This window comes from Streptomyces sp. URMC 129 (assembly GCF_051386415.1).
Classification (GTDB): Bacteria; Actinomycetota; Actinomycetes; order Streptomycetales; family Streptomycetaceae; genus Streptomyces.
Map to the genome: position 1 here is coordinate 16,462 of NZ_JBPQTQ010000064.1, position 15,826 is coordinate 32,287.

The following is a 15,826-nucleotide window of genomic DNA, read 5'->3' on the forward strand; positions in this document are numbered from 1 at the left end:
GCAACCGCTTTTCGGTCCCTGGGGTACGGTCATGCGGTGCTGACCGTGACGAGCGTGAACGTCAATGGCCTGCGGGCCGCCGCCAAGAAGGGCTACCTGGGGTGGCTGGCCGGGTCGCAGGCCGATGTCGTGTGCCTCCAGGAGGTGCGCGCCGAGGAGGACCAGCTGCCGGACGACGTGCGCGCCCCCGGCGGCTGGCACGCCGTCTGGGCCCCGGCCGCCGCGCGGGGGCGGGCGGGGGTCGCGCTGCTGACCCGGCGGGCGCCGGAGGCGGTCCGGATCGGGTTCGGGACGGCCGAGTTCGACGGCGCCGGCCGGTATCTGGAGGCGGACCTGCCCGGAGTGACCGTGGCCAGCCTCTACCTGCCGTCCGGCGAGGTCGGCACGGCGCGGCAGGAGGAGAAGGAGCGCTTCATGGCCGCCTTCCTCCCCTACCTGACGGGGCTGCGCGAGCGTGCCGCGGCGGACGGCCGGGAGGTGCTGGTCTGCGGCGACTGGAACATCGCGCACCGCGAGGCCGACCTCAAGAACTGGCGGGCCAACCGCGGCAACTCGGGCTTCCTGCCGGAGGAGCGCGCGTGGCTGACCCGGGTCTTCGACCCGGCGGACGGCGGCTACACGGACGTGGTCCGCGCCCTGCACCCCGCCGAGGAGTCCGGCCCGTACACGTGGTGGTCGTACCGGGGCCGCGCCTACGACAACGACGCGGGATGGCGCATCGACTACCACGTGGCAACGCCCGGTCTCGCGGAGCGCGCGCTCAAGGCGGAGGTCGAGCGGGCCCCGAGCCACCCGGAGCGCTGGTCCGACCACGCGCCGGTGACGGTCGTCTACGACCTGTGAGTGTCAGTGCCCCCCGTTAGGGTGCCCGCATGAGCGACAGCCTCCACGCCACCCGTGCCCGTGGCACCTTCGACATCGTCTCCTGGGACCAGACGCCGCTGGACCCTTCCGGCCCGGTCGGCGGGCTCCAGCTCGCGCGCGCCGAGATCACCCGGACGTTCGCGGGGGACTTCACCGGGCGGAGCACGGCGGTGCTGCTGATGTGCCAGGCGGACGACGAGAACGCCGGGTATGTGGCCTCGGACCACCTGACCGGGACGCTCGACGGCCGCACCGGTGGCTTCGTCGTCCACCACGCCGGGTCGATCGACGGCGGCACGCCGCGGATCACCCTCGGCTCCATCGTGCCCGGCTCCGGGCGTGGTGAACTGACGGGCATACGCGGTCAGTTCACCCTGACCCGGGATGACGACGGGCAGCACGTCTACCGCGTCGACTACGAGCTGCCGGGGGCGCCGGAATCGTCGGGGCCGTCGGGCAGCGCGTAGGCGTCCGCGATCAGGTCGAGGCTGCGCAGCCGCACGGCCGGGGTGTGCGCGTTGGTGGTGATCATCAGCTCGTCGGCGCCGGTCCGCCCGACCAGGGCGTTCAGTCCGTCCCGGACCGCGTCGGGCGTGCCGTGGACGACGTTCGCCATCCAGCTCTCCGCGAACTCCTCCTCCGCCGCGGTGTACGCGTACGTCTCCGCCTCCTCCGGGGTCGGGACCAGGCCGGGGCGGCCGGTGCGCAGGCGGAGCATGGCCAGGGCGCCGGTGCGGACCTGGCGCCTGGCCTCCCGCTCGTCGTCGGCGGCGAGTGCGGCGACGCCGATGAGCGCGTAGGGGGCGTCCAGCACGGCGGACGGGCGGAAGGTGTGCCGGTACAGCTCCAGGGCCGGGATGGTGTTCGCGGCGGAGAAGTGGTGGGCGAAGGCGAACGGCAGCCCCAGGCGGCCGGCCAGCTCGGCGCTGAAGCCGGAGGAGCCGAGCAGCCAGACGGGAGGCCGGGCGGGCGACTGGATGCCGCCGGGCGCCTTGCCCTGCACCGGGCCGGGCACAGCGTGGATGGCCGCGTACGGATGGCCGTCGGGGAAGTCGTCGTCGAGGAAGCGGACCAGCTCGGCCACCTGCTGCGGGAAGTCGTCGGCGCCGTCCGTCCGGCCGCGCCGCAGGGCCGCCGCCGTGGCGCTGTCCGTGCCGGGGGCGCGGCCGAGGCCGAGGTCGACGCGGCCGGGCGCGAGGGCGTGGAGCGTGCCGAACTGCTCGGCCACCACCAGGGGCTGGTGGTTGGGCAGCATGACGCCGCCCGAGCCGAGGCGGATCCGCTCGGTCCGGCCCGCGAGGTGGCCGAGGACCACGGCGGGGGCGGAGCTGGCGACGCCGGGGATCGAGTGGTGCTCCGCCAGCCACAGCCGGTGGTAGCCGCGCCGCTCGGCGAGGCGGGCGATCGCGGTGGTGGCGCGCAGGGCGTCACCGGCGGTCTGGCCGCTGCCCACGGTCACCAGGTCGAGCACGGAGAGCGGGACGGGCGCCGTCCCCCGCCGCACTCCCCTGATCTCGTCGTTCCCCTTGCTGCTGCCGCCGGTCTCGTCGCTCACGCGGGCCGCCCCTTCCTGTCCGTCCGTGCTCCCTGCCGCGGCGTGCGGCATGGAGCACCAACGAGGGGGCCCGCCGGATCATTCCGCCCGCGCCGGCCCGGAGTCAGGGCAGATAGCGCTCCACGGCGGAGGGGCCCTCCTTCTCCAGCAGGCGGCGGGCCTCCTCGACCCGCTCGGGCGTCGGCTCCCGGCCGCTGAGCCGCACCAGGTCCTCGGGGTCGATCGGGCGGTCCCCGCCACTGTGCAGCAGCCGGTCGGGCGTCGGGCGATCGGTGGAGCGCTGCTCGTCTGATTCGAATGATTCGGACATTGCGACACCTCCCAATCCGCCAGCCTAGGCGCTCCCGGGCGGGCGCGCGATCGCGGCCGGACGCGCGCACGGTTGAGCGGCGCGGGGGGACCATGGAGACATGGACCGGCACCGGATCACCATCGGCCTCGCGCCCGAGCTGCGGTTCCTCGCCGCCCCCGGGCGCCGCGGCGAGCGCACGCCGCTCGCCGTGGACGGCACCTCCAGCCTCGGGCACGTGGTCGAGTCGCTGGGCGTCCCGCGCACCGAGATCGGCCTGCTGCTGGTGAACGGCCGCGAGGTGCCCCCCTCGCACGTGCCGCGCGCGGGCGACCACGTGGAGGTCCGCGCCGTCCGGCGCCCCCAGCGGCTCCCGGGCGGGGCGCCGCGCTTCCTCCTCGACGTCCACCTCGGCACGCTGGCCCGGCGGCTGCGCCTGCTCGGGATCGACACCGCCTACGACAGCACCGACCCGGGCGACGCCGCCCTCGCCGCGCGCTCGGCCGCCGAGCGCCGGGTGCTGCTCTCGCGCGACCGGGGCCTGCTGCGCCGCCGCGGGCTCTGGGCCGGGGCCTACGTCCGCGGCGACCGGCCCGAGGAGCAGCTGCGGGACGTCCTCGACCGGTTCGCCCCGGCGCTGGCGCCGTGGACCCGCTGCACCGCCTGCAACGGACGGCTGCGCGAGGCCGACAAGGACGCGGTCGTCACCCGCCTCGAATCCGGCACCCGCCGCACCTACGACGTGTTCGCCCAGTGCACGGCCTGCGAACGCGTGTACTGGCGCGGTGCCCACCACGCGCACCTGGCGGCCATCGTGACCAGCGCGACCGACTACGCGGGCCGACCCCCCACCCGCGCCACCACGACATGACGCTTGCCCCCGTCGGCGGCGGTCACCGGTCCGTGCGGACGCCCGTGCGCCGCAGCGCCGCCCGAGGCACCGCGTGGTGGATCGAACGGCGCTTGGCCCGGGCCGCGTCCCGCGCGTCAGGCGGCGGTGAGGTCCTCACCGTCCACCGCGCCGAGGAACGCCGCCCAGGAGCCGGCCGGGAAGCCGAGGAGCGGCCCGGTGGGGGTCTTGGAGTCGCGTACGGCCAGAAGGTCCCGCACCGGCGACATCACCTCCACACAGGCCCCGTTCCCCCCGGAATAGGACGACTTCGTCCACACGTACGTGCTGCCTTGCTCAATTGCCATGTTCGCTCCGGATCTTGCCGGTCGGGTGTGATTGCCGTGACCGTACTAGTCCGGATCGCCATATGATGTCCCGGTTCACTCAACCGGATGGACCGTTGGGCACTTCCCTTCCAGAGGGTGTCGCCGCGGTGTATATTCCGCGCCCCATTTATCCCCTTCAGGGTGCTGAGCTCCGGTATTCCTCCATCAGCGCGGCCATGAAGCGGCGCGATGCCTCCGGGCTGAGCGCCTGGGCCCGCAGGTGCTCGTACATGACGCTGTAGTACTGCACGTCGTGCGGCTTCTCCAGATAGAGATCGCTCGTCCCGCCCTCCAGGTAGATCACCGTGGAGTCGGTCGCCTCGGGAAACTCCAGAATCGCGTACTGCCCGTTCACGCCGGGGTGCGCTCCGGCGGAGAACGGCATCACCTGGAGCGTCACGTGCGGCAGCGCCGAGCACTCCACGAGCCGGTGCAACTGCTCCACCATCGTGCGCGTCCCGCCGACCGCGCGGCGCAGGGCCGCCTCGTCCACCACGGCCCACAGCCGCAGCGGGTTCTTCTCGTCCCAGATCCGCTGCTGGCGGCGGAGCCGCACCTGGACCCGGCTGTCGACCTCGTCGGGGCCGACCTCGGGCAGCGCGCCCGATATGACGGCCGCGGCGTACGCCTGGGTCTGGAGCAGCCCCGGCACCACCTGTGGCTCGTAGACGCGTAACGAGGACGCGTCGGTCTCCAGGCCGATGTAGACGCTGTAGCTGGGCGACAGTTCGGCGAAGGCATGCCACCAGCCCTGCTGACGGGATTCCCTGGCCATCTGCATCAGCGACTCGACCAGCTTCGCGTCCTCGACCTCGTAGACCCCGCACAGGTCGCGGACGTCGCGCGGGCTGATGCTCCGGCGCCCGTTCTCCAGTCTGCTGATCTTCGACTGCGAGACGAGCAGCCTGTCCGCGACCTCCTCCGCCGTCATGCCCCGTTCCTCGCGGAGCCGCCTGAGCTCCTGGCCGAGCCTTCGCCGCCGGACAGTGGGATTGATGTTTCCCGCCACGGACTTGTGCACCTCCGTCGATCTGGAAAGACCGCTGCTGTGAGCAGGGTGCCATCCGGGACGGTGCGTCCGCTGGCGAATAGCGCCAGAGAGGACGTGATCATGAGCACGGAACACAAGCACGGGGTGCGGCGGCGGCCCGCTGTGCGGCCGTCACCACACCCCCTGCTCGCATGCGGCTCCCGGTTCGTCAAAGTGCCGTCGGCGTCCGCGCCGCACGTCTAGTGCGACAGCGAGGGACGGGCCACGGCTCTCGTCACTCCTCTCCGCCGAGACGTTTCGGCGACCTGCTGAGACGGTCCGACCACAGCCATGGCCGCGGGCGCCGGCGTGCGACCCGTCTTGCGCGTCCCGCTCTGCTGCTGCGGGCGTCGCGCCGCGGCTGCCTGGCCTGCCACACCGTTCTGCACGTCCATCACGGCGTGTGCCACCAGGCCGCCCATCGGGTCGTGCCTGATCAGATCCCGCAGCCGGGAACGGGAGGACCGTCCCTCGTTGCCGGGATACAGATGCTTGCCCAGGCCCACCGCGTGGGCCAGCGCCGCCAGTGCCGCGGTCCGTGCGTCCGGTGGGGTGCCGGTACGGATCGCGGTGTCCAGCCGAGCCCGGATCTGCCTGCTGACCGCGGTGTCCGTCGCTTGGTACCGCGTCGTCGGCAGCACTCCGCACATCTGGTTCTCGACCGCGTGCACCATGCCGCAGCGCTCCAGATGCGAGAGATACGTCTGGCGGAGCCCCAGCCGGGGCCCGCCGATCCAGTGGACGGCCCGCACCGGACTGCCGCGTCTGCGCAGCAGTTCCAGGGCGGAGTCCAGCGTGGGATCTCCGGTCGGCCGTGGCAGCACCACGGCTATTCGGTCCCCGTCCGGGGCTATCCGTCCCGCCAGTGCCAGCTCGACGAGCTGTGCCCCGGCGAGGCCGAGGTCGAGCGACTGTGGCTGCGCTGTGGTTCCCGTGGCCGGGTCCAGAGCGAGCAGCAGCAGCTCTTCCGGAATGGTTCTACGACTCCTGCTCATCCATGCCTCCCCGCGTGGATGAAAGACAGGGTGACGCCTCTCACATTGTTCTGTCGAGAGCACGTGGATGATTTGGGAGGGAACCCGTAGATATGTCGTTGTCGTCCTTGTGAGCGGGCAGCAGGTTTCCGCCACCACCGGCATGGCGTACCGAGGTGCACAGGACCCGGCAAACTGGTAGGGCCAGCGGCCAGTTCTGGAACGAGGAGCAGGGAGGTACGGGGTGGCGGGCGAGTCCCCGGACATTTCGGATCGGGATCGGGAGCAGGAGTCATCGGAGAAGACGCCCGGGGACCCCGGAAGGGTTCCCCGGGGCGCGGAGGTTCCCGGGGACGAGCAGGAGGCGGCCGACGAGGAGGCGTCGGAGGCGCCAATAGACCCCAGAACGATGGCGATGCGGATCCCGGACCAGGCCGACGGCTCGGGCGACCGGAAGACGACGTCCCTGCGGGTGCCGGACGAGGCCGAGGCGGCCGGGGCCGACGACGAGGAGGCCAGTGCGGAGGCGGAGGACGCCGGGGACGCCGCCGACGACGCGCCCGCCGGTGACCACGCGACCAGCGTGCTGCGGCTGCCGGAGACCGGCGATCGCAAGACCACCTCCCTGCGCCTGCCCGACGAGGACGCCGAGGAGCCCGAGGACGCGGACCCCGAGGACGCGGAGCCCGAGGACGCGGAGCCCGAGGACGCCGACGACAGCGACGACAGCGACGACAGCGACGCCACCAGCGTCCTGCGACTGCCACCCGTCCCTGACAAGGCACCGGAGGCGGAGGACGCCGACGCGGAACCCGAGGCCACGGACGCGGACGCGGACGCCACCAGCCTCCTGCGAGTGCCACCCGTCCCGGACAAGGCGGCCGAACCCGAGGACGCCGACGCGGAACCCGAGGCCACGGACGCGGACGCGGACGCCACCAGCGTCCTGCGCCTGCCACCCGTCCCGGACAAGACCCCGGAACCTGAGGACGCCGACGACAGCGACTCGACCAGCGTCCTGCGCCTGCCGCCCGTTCCGGAGAAGGCACCGGAGGCGGAGGGCGCGGAGGCGACCAGTGCGCTGCCGTTGCCGCCGAAGCCGACCGTGGCGCCGCCTCCCGCCGACGCGGAGCGCGATCCGCTCGATCTGCTGGCCGAGTTGACCAACCGGCCCGCGCCGCCGCCGACTCCGCTGCGGACCCTCGCACGCCGCGTCAAGATCTGGACCCCGCTGATCGTCCTGCTCGGCATCGCGTTCGTCATCGCGCAGTCGCTTCGCCCGTTGCCCGAGCCAACGCTGGAGATGACGGCCGTCGCCTCCCATACGTTCGACGGCGAGTCACCCACCGCGCCCTGGCCGGCCTCGGGGCAGGCGGTGCTCGACGTGGAGGGGCTGGGCACGTTCGGCTCGTCCGGCGAGCAGGAGCCCGTGCCCATCGCGTCCGTGGCGAAGGTGATGACGGCCTATGTCGTCCTGCGGAACCACCCGATGGCCGAGGACGGCGACGGCGAGAGCATCCCCGTCGACCAACAGGCCGAGGACGACGCGGCGTTGAGCAACGACGGCGAGTCGACGGTCGAGGTCGAGGCCGGTACCTCCCTCACCCAGCGGGAGGCGCTGCAGGCGATCCTGATCGCTTCGGCGAACAACGTGGCCCGCCTGTTGGCGCGGTGGGACGCGGGGTCGGAGGAGGAGTTCGTCGCCGAGATGAACGCGACCGCCGCCGAACTGGGCATGGAGAACACCACCTACACCGACCCCAGCGGCCTGGACGAGACCACCGTCTCCACCGCCGAGGACCAGGTGATCCTGGCCAAGGCGGCGATGGACGACCCGGTGTTCCGCGCGATCGTGGCCATGCCGAGCTACGAGGACAGCCAGGGCGTGACGCACGGGAACTGGAACCACCTGGTCCCGGTCAACGGCGTCCTCGGCATCAAGACCGGCACCACCACGGCGGCGGGCGGCAATCTCCTGTTCGCCGCCGAACAGGAAGTCGGCGGCACCCGGCAGCTCATCGTCGGCGCCGTCCTGGCCCAGCCGCCGCATCCCTCCGACAACTCCATCCTCACCGGGGCGTTGACCGCCGGGGACTCCCTGATCCGGTTCGCGCAGGAGGAGTTGCGCGCCGAGACCGTGCTGAGCGCCGGGGACGTCGTCGGGTACGTGGACGACGGACTCGGCGGGCAGACGCCGATCGCGGTCACCGAGGACGTCCAGGCGGTCGGCTGGGCCGGGCTGGAGGTCGAGTTGGAGCTGTCGGCGGGCGATGACGGGATCCCCGGCTCCGCCGACGCCGGGACGGAGGTCGGCGTGCTCACCGTGGGTGGCGGCCCGGACCGGGTGACCGTGCCGGTCGCGCTGGCCGCGGATCTGGGCGAGCCGGGCTTCGCGGACCGCCTTACGCGGGTGGCCTGAGCCGCCGCCGCCCCCGCCGCGCCGTCCGGGGACCACCCCGTCGGCGCAGCGGGGGCTGCCGCGCCCGGTCGGCGCACGCTACAGTCGGTGCCCCACAGCGAGGGATGCGTGAGGGGGCAGCCCTGTGGAATGTCCATCATGCGGGTCGAGTGAGGGCCGCAGGCTTAACAACGGCAACTGGGTGTGCGACGACTGTGGCTCGGTCACCGCAGGATGAGGCCGCGTGGCGGGACTTGGACCCGGCCACGCGCGAGCGACTGGACTTCCTGGATCCGGAGGACTTCACCGTGGGGCCCACGGCGGAGGCGGCGGCGCAGTGGGAACGCTTCACGGCGATCCTCGACAAGGCGGAGAACTACCGCCCCCCTCTCTACTGAGTTCTCCCGCGTTCTCCCGAGTTTCCCGAGTCCCCCGAGTCCCCTCTCAGCGCGCCGGGCGGCGACGGCCGGGGATCTGTCCTACGCTCGACGGGTTCATCCGGTCATCACACAGGTTGTGTCGTCATGACGAATCCGCACGGCCACGACCCCAGCACGTCCCGCTTCCCCGAGGGCTTCGTCTGGGGTGCGGCGACCTCCAGCTACCAGATCGAGGGGGCGGTGCACGCCGACGGGCGGCTGCCCTCGATCTGGGACACCTTCGCGCACACCCCGGGCCGCGTCCACCGGAACCAGACCGGCGATCTGGCCGACGACCACTACCACCGCTACCCGGAGGACGTCTCCCTCCTGGCCGACCTCGGCGTGACGCACTACCGCTTCTCGCTCGCCTGGCCGCGCCTCCAGCCCGAGGGCTACGGGCCGCTCAACGGCGCCGGCCTCGACTTCTACAGCCGCCTGCTGGACAGCCTGCGCGAACACGGCATCACCCCCTGGGTGACCCTCTACCACTGGGACCTGCCGCAGTCCCTGGAGGACGCGGGCGGCTGGCCGCGCCGCGAGACGGCCGAGCACTTCGCCGCCTACGCGGCCCTCGTCCACCAGCGGCTCGGCGACCGGGTGCCGCACTGGACGACGCTGAACGAGCCGTGGTGCTCCGCGTTCCTCGGCTACGCGGCCGGGATCCACGCGCCCGGCCGCACCGACGGGGCGGCGGCCGTGCGCGCCGCCCATCACCTGCTGCTCGGGCACGGCCTGGCCGCCCGCGCGCTGCGGGAGCAGGGGGCGCGCGAGATCGGGGTGACGCTCAATCTGGCGCCGGTGGAGGCGGCCGAGCCGGACCGCGCGGCCGACCGGGACGCGGCCCGCCGGGCCGACGGGCTGATGAACCGGATCTTCCTCGACCCGCTGCTGCGCGGCGCCTACCCGGCCGACGTGGTGGCGGACCTCGCGGATGTCGTGGACCTCGGCGGCGCCGGGCTGGTGCACGACGGGGACCTGGACGTCATCAGCACGCCGCTGGACTTTCTCGGCGTCAACTACTACACGCGCCTGGTCATCCGTCAGGGTGATGACCCGAAGCCCGGCCGTCCGACGCCCTGGGTGGGCGCGGCGGGCGTGGAGACGGTGGGGCGCGGCCTGCCCGCGACCGCGATGGGCTGGGAGATCGCCCCCGACGGCCTGCACCGGACGCTGACGCGGGTGTGGCGCGAGTACGGTCCGCCGCCGCTGTACGTGACGGAGAACGGCGCCGCGTACGACGACGAGGTCACGCCCGACGGCCGCGTGCACGACGAGCAGCGGCGGGCCTATCTGGAGAGCCATATCGCCGCCACCCACCGGGCGTTGGCGGAGGGCGTCGACGTGCGGGGCTACTTCGTGTGGTCGCTGCTGGACAACTTCGAGTGGGCGTACGGATATGCCAAGCGGTTCGGCCTGGTGCACGTCGACTTCGAGACCCAGCGCCGGACGATGAAGGACAGCGGCCGGTGGTTCGCGGAGATCACCCGCGCCAACGCGCTCTGATCCGCGGGGGTCACGCCGGGCCGGTGGCGCCGGGGCCGGGACCTGGGCCGGGGCCGGGCTCGGTGGCCTCCGTCAACAGGCTGTGGAGGAACCGGAGGGACTCCTCGGGGGACAGGGCCATGTCGCGCAGCAGGTCGAACGAGAGCTTCAGCTTCTCGACATCCGCCGGGTTCTCGTACAGGTCGCCGTTCCTGCTGCTCTCGATGTAGGCGATCGACGTGCCGTTCGGCATCCACAGGATCGTCAGCGAGCCGCCCAGCAGGTCGTGCAGGCCCGCCCTCAGGGGCAGGACCTGGATCGTCGTCCGGGGCTGGGCCGCCTGCTCGGCCAGGTGGGCCAGTTGGCGGCGCCAGGCCGCCGGGTCCGTGGTGGGCCTGCGCAGGACCGCCTCGTCGAGGATCGTGCGGTAGTAGGGCGGGTCGTCCTGGCGCAGGATGTCCTGGCGGCTGATGCGGACGGAGACCTTCTCCTCCAGTTCGTGTTCGTCCTCCGGGCGGCCGGCGGCGAGCAGTTCGCGGGCGTACTCCTCGGTCTGGAGAAGTCCGGGCACGGTACTGGGGGTGTACTCGTAGCGGACGTTGGCCTGGCCCTCCAGCTGCATGAAGCGCTTGTACTTGTCCGCGAACGCGTCCTGCCGGGCCAGTGTCCACAGGAGTTGGAGCAGGTTGCCCGTGCCGTACACCTCGTCCAGCGCCTGCACCGTCGGCAGGTCGCCGAGGCGGGCGCCGGTCTCCAGCTTGTGCAGGTAGCTGCGGTCGAAGCGCACCTTCTCCGCGAGTTGGGCCAGCGACCAGCCCGCCTCCTCGCGCAGCCGCGCCAGCTCGCGCATCAGCATCTTCCTGGCGTTCGGCCTGCGGTCCGGATCGGACTTGCGTACGGCCATCGAGAACTCCTTTGTGGGCGCTGCGGTACGGGACACGGGCGGACACTGGCCAACGTCCGCGCGCCGTGCGGATGCTGGTAACCGCCCCCTTACGCCAGAGCCTAGAAGCCCAGAGAGGTCACGCCGGATGACGGCCAGCAGCCAGGAGCCCCCCAGTCGGCACGTCGGTCAGGAGGTGGAGGTCGGCGCGCTGGCGCGGGACACCGATCTCGACCGCGTGGGCGTCGTCGTGGGCCGGGCGGGAGCCCATTATCAGCTCAGGCCCATCAAGGGAGGCTCGGCGTGGAACGTGCGGCCGGAGGCCGTAGAGCCGCTGAACGCCAGCGACTTGCTGCGCGAGAAGGTCCGCCAGGCCAACCGCCGCAGCGCCGGCGGGCTGATCTGACACAGGCGCCCACGGCCCCGCGCGCTAGGGGCAGGTGTCGAGGAGCGCGGTCAACTCGTCCTGCTCGGCCTCGGTGATCGTCAGCTCGTAGGTGTGCTTCACGGACGTCCAGGCGAGCCCGTAGGTGCAGTGGAACGCCTCGGCCGGGGGCAGCCACTGGTCCGGGGACTGGTCGCCCTTGTCGCTGTTGACGCGGTCGTTGACCGCGATGAGCTGCGGGTGGGTGAGGTCGTTGGCGAACGTCTCGCGCTCCTCGTCGGTCCACGAATCCGCCCCGGAACGCCAGGCGTTGGCCAGCGGGACCATGTGGTCGATGTCGATGTCGGCCGGGTCGGTGTACTCCTGCTCCTCGTACGGGCTGAACCATGTGCCGGAGACGGGCTGGCAGTCGTCGTCGACCTCCACGTTCTCGCCGTCGCGCTGGAGGACGAGCTGGCGGACTGTGCAGCCGTCCTGGTCGGCCCAGTGCGGGAAGCGGTCGCGCGAATAGCCGGTCATGGGGCGGGGTTCGGCGACGGTGAGGGCGGCGAGCTGGTCGCGCGCCTCGTCGGGGGTGGGCAGGCCCGGCAGCGTCGACTCGGCCCCGCCGGGCGGTGCTTCGGCGTCACCGCTCGCCTCGCCGCTCGCCGCGCCGGATTCCTCCGGCGGGTCGGACACCGTGGACTCGGAATCACAACCCCCCACTACCAGAACGGCCGTTGCCGTCGCGGTCAACGTCGCCACCACCCGAGCGAAAACATCGCGCATGCGCTCCGCTCCTCCTAACGCACCGTAGTACCACCTGGTGAGACCGTAACCTTTTGGATGCCCGCCCTATTAACAGAACGAACATTCACCAGAGGAAGGGTGCGAAAGGATGAAGCGCGCACGGTGGCCGTTCGTTGCGGCTGTGACTGTCGGGGCGTCCACGCTCCTCGGCGGGGTGGCCCAGGCGGATGAGCACTACTCGGGCAACTACACCCACAACGGGCCGGCTGTCACCCTGATCGACGTCGGTCAGATCGACGACCCGGCGGAGGACGTGCTGGAGCACGCCTCGATCCTGGGCGGTGACACGGTCCAGTACGACTGACGGGCTGACCGGCCGACCGGCCCACCGGCCGACGTGAAGCGACGCCCCGCTCCGCCCGCGCCCGCGTACGCCGGGGGCGAACTCCCCGCCACGGCGCGGGGGAGCGGCGGCGGACCCGCCCCGGCGGGCACGGAACTCCGTGGACCGGGGCCAACGAGCCCACCGGGACGGCCCATGGCATCGGGAGTGCGCTCGATCCGCACCAGGGCGACGCTCCCTCCGGCCGTCAGGGCCCGACTGGCGCGGCATGCCGGGCCGTTGGGGTACCGGTCGTGGTGGGCGGTCGAGCACGTCGTGCCGTCCCCCACGGCGACCCGCTCGTTGTGGTGTCCGGGGCGGTGGGTGACGCGCTCGCCGAACGGCTGCTGGGGCGGCGCACGGACGAGTACCGGGACGCGATGGACGCGCTGTGGGCGATGCCCGGGCGGCCACGGCCCGGCCGCGTTCGGGCGGCCGGTCGCGCGCGGGCGCGGCTGATCCGGCGGCCTGGCCGGGCCGGAGGGCCCGGTCCGGCACCGCGACGCCGGTGGGTGGAGCCGGACGGCACCGGCCGTCACCCGGACGCCGCGTCCGGGTGCCGCGTCCGGTGGCGGGGGTGCGCGGGGGCGCGAACCCTGGGCGTACGAGGGAGGTGCGTACGCCGTGGGTATCGGTATCGGTCTCGACGCGGACCGGCTCGGCGTGGTGCCGCTGGACGCCGAGCGGGCCAGGGACCCGACCCTGGCCGGCGGCAAGGCCGCCAACCTGGCGCGGGCCCGTGCCGCCGGCCTCCCGGTGCTGCCCGGCTTCGTGATCGCGCCCCGGCCGCCGGACGGCGCGGCCGACACCGGTGCCGCCGCGCTGCGGCGGGCCTGGGACGGGCTGGCGGCGGGCGGCAGTCCGCTGGCCGTCCGGTCCTCCTCGGCCGTCGAGGACGCGGCGGACTCCTCGATGGCGGGCCGGTTCGCCTCGGTGCTGGACGTGCGCGGCTGGGACGGCTTCACCTCCGCCGTGCGGACCGTCCTGGACTCGGCGGCGGGCGGTGAGCCCATGGCCGTGCTGGTGCAGCCGATGGCGCGGTCGGTGGTGGGCGGGGTGATGTTCGGCGCCGACCCGGTGTCGGGGCGGCGCGACCGGCTGCTGATCAGCGCGGTGCGCGGCGGCCCCGACCGGCTGGTCGACGGGTCGGCGCAGGGCGTGCGGTACCAGCTCACCCGGCTCGGGCGCCTGGTCTCCGTCGAGCCGCCCGAGCCGCACCGGCACCGCCGCCGGGTGCTGGGGCGGCGGCGGCTGGCGCGGCTCGTGCAGTTGGCGCGGCGGACCGAACGGGCGCTGGGCGCGCCGCAGGACATGGAGTTCGGCTTCGACGGCGACGACCGGCTCTGGCTGTTCCAGGCCCGGCCGATCACCGCGATGGCTGTCCGCGCGCCGCGCGGCGCGCGGCTGCTGGGGCCCGGCCCGGTGGCCGAGACGTTCCCCGACGTCCTCCAGCCGCTGGAGGAGGACCTGTGGGTGGTGCCGATGGCGCACGGGCTGACGCTGGCCCTGGACATCGCGGGCACCGCGCCGCGCCGCACGCTGCGCGCGTTCCCCCCGGTGACGACGGTCGACGGGCGGGCCGCCGCCGATCTGCGGCTGCTCGGCGCGATCCCGTCCGCCCACCCGGTGCTCCACTTCATCAACCCCGTCCCCGGCGCGCGCCGCGCCACGGCGGCCTGGCGGATCGGGCGGCTGCGCACCGCGCTGCCGCTGCTCGCGCTCGACCTGGTGGCCGACGTGGACCGGGAGCTGGCCGCACTCCCGGTGCCGGGCGCGATGCTCAGCGGACAGCTGCTGACGGCGCTGGCGTGGGGGCGCGCGGTGCTGTCGGCGCTGCACGCGCAGGAGTCGCTGGCCGGGGCACTGCTCGGGCCGGGATCGGGCTCGACGGCCGCCGGGGAGGCGCTCGCCGTGCTGGCCGAGGTACGGGCGCCGGCGGGTGACGGCCGGGTGCCGGACGACGAGGAACTGATCGCGCGGCATCCGGTGCTGCTGGCGCTGCTGCCGCCGTCGCTCGCGGGCGGCGCGGGCGGCGTGAGCGGCGGGGGCGGTGCGGGCCGGCGGCTGCCGGAGCGGACCGGGTGGACCGGCGCGCCGCGCGGGGTGGGGGCGCTGCCGACGCGGGAGGCGCTGCGGCTGCGGATCCGGTGGGTGCAGGAGATGCAGGCTCGGCTGGTACGGGAGTTCGCGGCGCGGCTGACGGCGGCCGGGCGGCCGGACGCGCTGACCCGGCTGTCCGTGCTGCGCTGGGAGGAGCTGACGGCGGCGCTGGACGGCGGCGGGCTGCCGCCGGACCCGCCGCCGGGCCGGGAGCCGCGCCCGCCCGCACCGCCCCTGCCCGCCGTCTTCCGGGTCGGGGAGGACGGGCGGCCCGTTCCCGAGCGGCTCGGGCGCGGCGCGCCGGAGGGCGGCGGGCAGCCGGCGGGCGGCGGCTTCGGCACCGGGACGGCCTGGCACGGCACGGGCGAGCGCCCGCCGGGCGCGGTGCTGGTGGTGCGGTCGCTGGATCCGGCGCTGGCGCCCGAGCTGCCGGGCCTGGCCGGGCTGGTGGCCGAGACGGGCAGCGTGCTGTCGCACCTGGCGGTGCTGGCCCGCGAGTACCGGGTGCCGACCGTGGTGGGCGTGGCCGGGGCCCTGGACCGTTTCCCGCCCGGCGCGGAGGTCTCGGTCGACGGGACCACGGGAGCGGTGACCTGAGGCCATGCGGGCGGCGGCGTGGGTCGGCTACCTCCTCGGCGGGATGTCCGCCGGGGGCGCGGCGCTGTACCTCGTCGTCTACCTCTACCGGTGGGAGTGGCAGCGGGCGCTGATGTGCGGGGTGCTGCTGCTGGTGATGGAGATGCTGCTGGTGGCCTCGGTACTGCTGGGGCGGATGGGACGGCTGCAACGGCGGGTGGACGACGCCGACGCCCGCGCCGAGGCGGTGCTGCGGCGGCTGGAGCAGGCGCGGGAGCCGGACCCGCGGGGCCACCGTTTCCGCTGGCTGGAGGGGGACGGCGGGTCCGGTGGGTCCGGCGGGTCTGGTGGGTCCGGTGGGCGGACGTTCGTCTTCGTGCCGGTGCTGATGGCGGCGGGCGCGGCGCTGGCCGGGGTGGCGCTGCTGGTGCAGAAGCTCGCCGCCGCGACGGCCAGGCCGGGCGCGGAACGGCGGCTGGCGGGCCGGCTGGCGAGCCTGGCCGCGCCACCGGGCGGGGTGCGGGGGAACGGGCCCGGGG

Annotated in this window: 17 protein-coding genes and 1 pseudogene; 11 read left to right on the forward strand and 7 right to left on the reverse strand. The window is 73.8% G+C overall.

Annotation, left to right across the window (positions count from 1 at the left end; all coding sequences use genetic code 11):
* The first annotated feature begins 36 nt into the window (after positions 1 to 36).
* Both ACSNOC_RS15115 and ACSNOC_RS15120 read left to right on the forward strand, forming a co-directional pair.
* On the forward strand, positions 37 to 843 hold the full coding sequence (locus ACSNOC_RS15115) for an exodeoxyribonuclease III (RefSeq protein WP_436747940.1): 807 nt from the start codon (positions 37 to 39) through the stop codon (positions 841 to 843).
* Between the two features lie 29 nt (positions 844 to 872).
* Positions 873 to 1,331, forward strand: a complete 459-nt coding sequence (locus ACSNOC_RS15120; protein WP_436747941.1) for a DUF3224 domain-containing protein — start codon at positions 873 to 875, stop codon at positions 1,329 to 1,331.
* On the opposite strand, the gene ACSNOC_RS15125 is transcribed toward ACSNOC_RS15120, so the two are convergent.
* The gene (locus tag ACSNOC_RS15125; RefSeq protein WP_436747942.1) at positions 1,280 to 2,419 is read right to left on the reverse strand and encodes an LLM class flavin-dependent oxidoreductase; all 1,140 of its coding nucleotides are present in this window, start codon (positions 2,417 to 2,419) and stop codon (positions 1,280 to 1,282) included. The genes ACSNOC_RS15120 and ACSNOC_RS15125 overlap by 52 nt on opposite strands.
* A gap of 103 nt (positions 2,420 to 2,522) precedes the next feature.
* Positions 2,523 to 2,729, reverse strand: coding sequence for a hypothetical protein (locus ACSNOC_RS15130; protein ID WP_436747943.1), 207 nt, complete (start codon positions 2,727 to 2,729; stop codon positions 2,523 to 2,525).
* Positions 2,730 to 2,829: 100 nt separating this feature from the next.
* On the opposite strand from ACSNOC_RS15130, the gene ACSNOC_RS15135 reads away from it, so the two are divergent.
* The gene (locus ACSNOC_RS15135; RefSeq protein ID WP_436747944.1) at positions 2,830 to 3,579 is read left to right on the forward strand and encodes a Mut7-C RNAse domain-containing protein; all 750 of its coding nucleotides are present in this window, start codon (positions 2,830 to 2,832) and stop codon (positions 3,577 to 3,579) included.
* A 116-nt stretch (positions 3,580 to 3,695) separates the two neighbouring features.
* Here ACSNOC_RS15135 and ACSNOC_RS15140 read toward each other — a convergent pair whose 3' ends face one another.
* The 3 genes from ACSNOC_RS15140 to ACSNOC_RS15150 all read right to left on the reverse strand — a co-directional run bounded on the left by ACSNOC_RS15140 (position 3,696) and on the right by ACSNOC_RS15150 (position 5,951).
* The gene (locus ACSNOC_RS15140; protein WP_436747945.1) at positions 3,696 to 3,905 is read right to left on the reverse strand and encodes a DUF397 domain-containing protein; all 210 of its coding nucleotides are present in this window, start codon (positions 3,903 to 3,905) and stop codon (positions 3,696 to 3,698) included.
* A gap of 157 nt (positions 3,906 to 4,062) precedes the next feature.
* Positions 4,063 to 4,935: a helix-turn-helix domain-containing protein gene (locus ACSNOC_RS15145; RefSeq protein ID WP_436747946.1), complete on the reverse strand. Its 873-nt coding sequence runs from the start codon at positions 4,933 to 4,935 to the stop codon at positions 4,063 to 4,065.
* A gap of 221 nt (positions 4,936 to 5,156) precedes the next feature.
* Positions 5,157 to 5,951, reverse strand: coding sequence for a GOLPH3/VPS74 family protein (locus tag ACSNOC_RS15150; protein ID WP_436747947.1), 795 nt, complete (start codon positions 5,949 to 5,951; stop codon positions 5,157 to 5,159).
* Between the two features lie 388 nt (positions 5,952 to 6,339).
* Between ACSNOC_RS15150 and ACSNOC_RS15155 the strand changes: the two genes are divergently transcribed.
* From ACSNOC_RS15155 to ACSNOC_RS15170, 4 genes are all read left to right on the forward strand, one after another.
* Positions 6,340 to 8,349, forward strand: coding sequence for a D-alanyl-D-alanine carboxypeptidase (locus tag ACSNOC_RS15155; protein ID WP_436747948.1), 2,010 nt, complete (start codon positions 6,340 to 6,342; stop codon positions 8,347 to 8,349).
* Positions 8,350 to 8,473: 124 nt separating this feature from the next.
* Complete coding sequence (locus tag ACSNOC_RS15160; RefSeq protein ID WP_436747949.1) at positions 8,474 to 8,566, forward strand: hypothetical protein; 93 nt, start codon at positions 8,474 to 8,476, stop codon at positions 8,564 to 8,566.
* Entirely contained in the window at positions 8,544 to 8,726 is a 183-nt protein-coding gene (locus ACSNOC_RS15165; RefSeq protein WP_436747958.1) for a hypothetical protein, read from the forward strand. The genes ACSNOC_RS15160 and ACSNOC_RS15165 overlap by 23 nt, the downstream gene beginning before the upstream one ends.
* Before the next feature lie 126 nt (positions 8,727 to 8,852).
* On the forward strand, positions 8,853 to 10,253 hold the full coding sequence (locus ACSNOC_RS15170; RefSeq protein WP_436747950.1) for a GH1 family beta-glucosidase: 1,401 nt from the start codon (positions 8,853 to 8,855) through the stop codon (positions 10,251 to 10,253).
* Between the two features lie 10 nt (positions 10,254 to 10,263).
* Here the strand turns inward: ACSNOC_RS15170 and ACSNOC_RS15175 are convergent, their stop codons facing one another.
* Complete coding sequence (locus ACSNOC_RS15175) at positions 10,264 to 11,136, reverse strand: helix-turn-helix domain-containing protein (RefSeq protein ID WP_436747951.1); 873 nt, start codon at positions 11,134 to 11,136, stop codon at positions 10,264 to 10,266.
* Positions 11,137 to 11,263: 127 nt separating this feature from the next.
* On the opposite strand from ACSNOC_RS15175, the gene ACSNOC_RS15180 reads away from it, so the two are divergent.
* Positions 11,264 to 11,521 (forward strand): hypothetical protein, encoded by a 258-nt coding sequence (locus tag ACSNOC_RS15180; RefSeq protein WP_436747952.1) that lies wholly within the window; start codon positions 11,264 to 11,266, stop codon positions 11,519 to 11,521.
* Positions 11,522 to 11,545: 24 nt separating this feature from the next.
* Here the strand turns inward: ACSNOC_RS15180 and ACSNOC_RS15185 are convergent, their stop codons facing one another.
* On the reverse strand, positions 11,546 to 12,178 hold the full coding sequence (locus ACSNOC_RS15185) for an HNH endonuclease family protein (RefSeq protein WP_436747953.1): 633 nt from the start codon (positions 12,176 to 12,178) through the stop codon (positions 11,546 to 11,548).
* Positions 12,179 to 12,410: 232 nt separating this feature from the next.
* Between ACSNOC_RS15185 and ACSNOC_RS15190 the strand changes: the two genes are divergently transcribed.
* The 3 genes and pseudogenes from ACSNOC_RS15190 to ACSNOC_RS15200 form a co-directional block, all read left to right on the forward strand.
* Positions 12,411 to 12,593, forward strand: coding sequence for a hypothetical protein (locus ACSNOC_RS15190; protein ID WP_436747954.1), 183 nt, complete (start codon positions 12,411 to 12,413; stop codon positions 12,591 to 12,593).
* Between the two features lie 642 nt (positions 12,594 to 13,235).
* Positions 13,236 to 15,308 (forward strand): PEP/pyruvate-binding domain-containing protein, encoded by a 2,073-nt coding sequence (locus tag ACSNOC_RS15195; RefSeq protein WP_436747955.1) that lies wholly within the window; start codon positions 13,236 to 13,238, stop codon positions 15,306 to 15,308.
* A 4-nt stretch (positions 15,309 to 15,312) separates the two neighbouring features.
* Positions 15,313 to 15,826: pseudogene (locus tag ACSNOC_RS15200) on the forward strand (hypothetical protein); the annotation flags it as partial.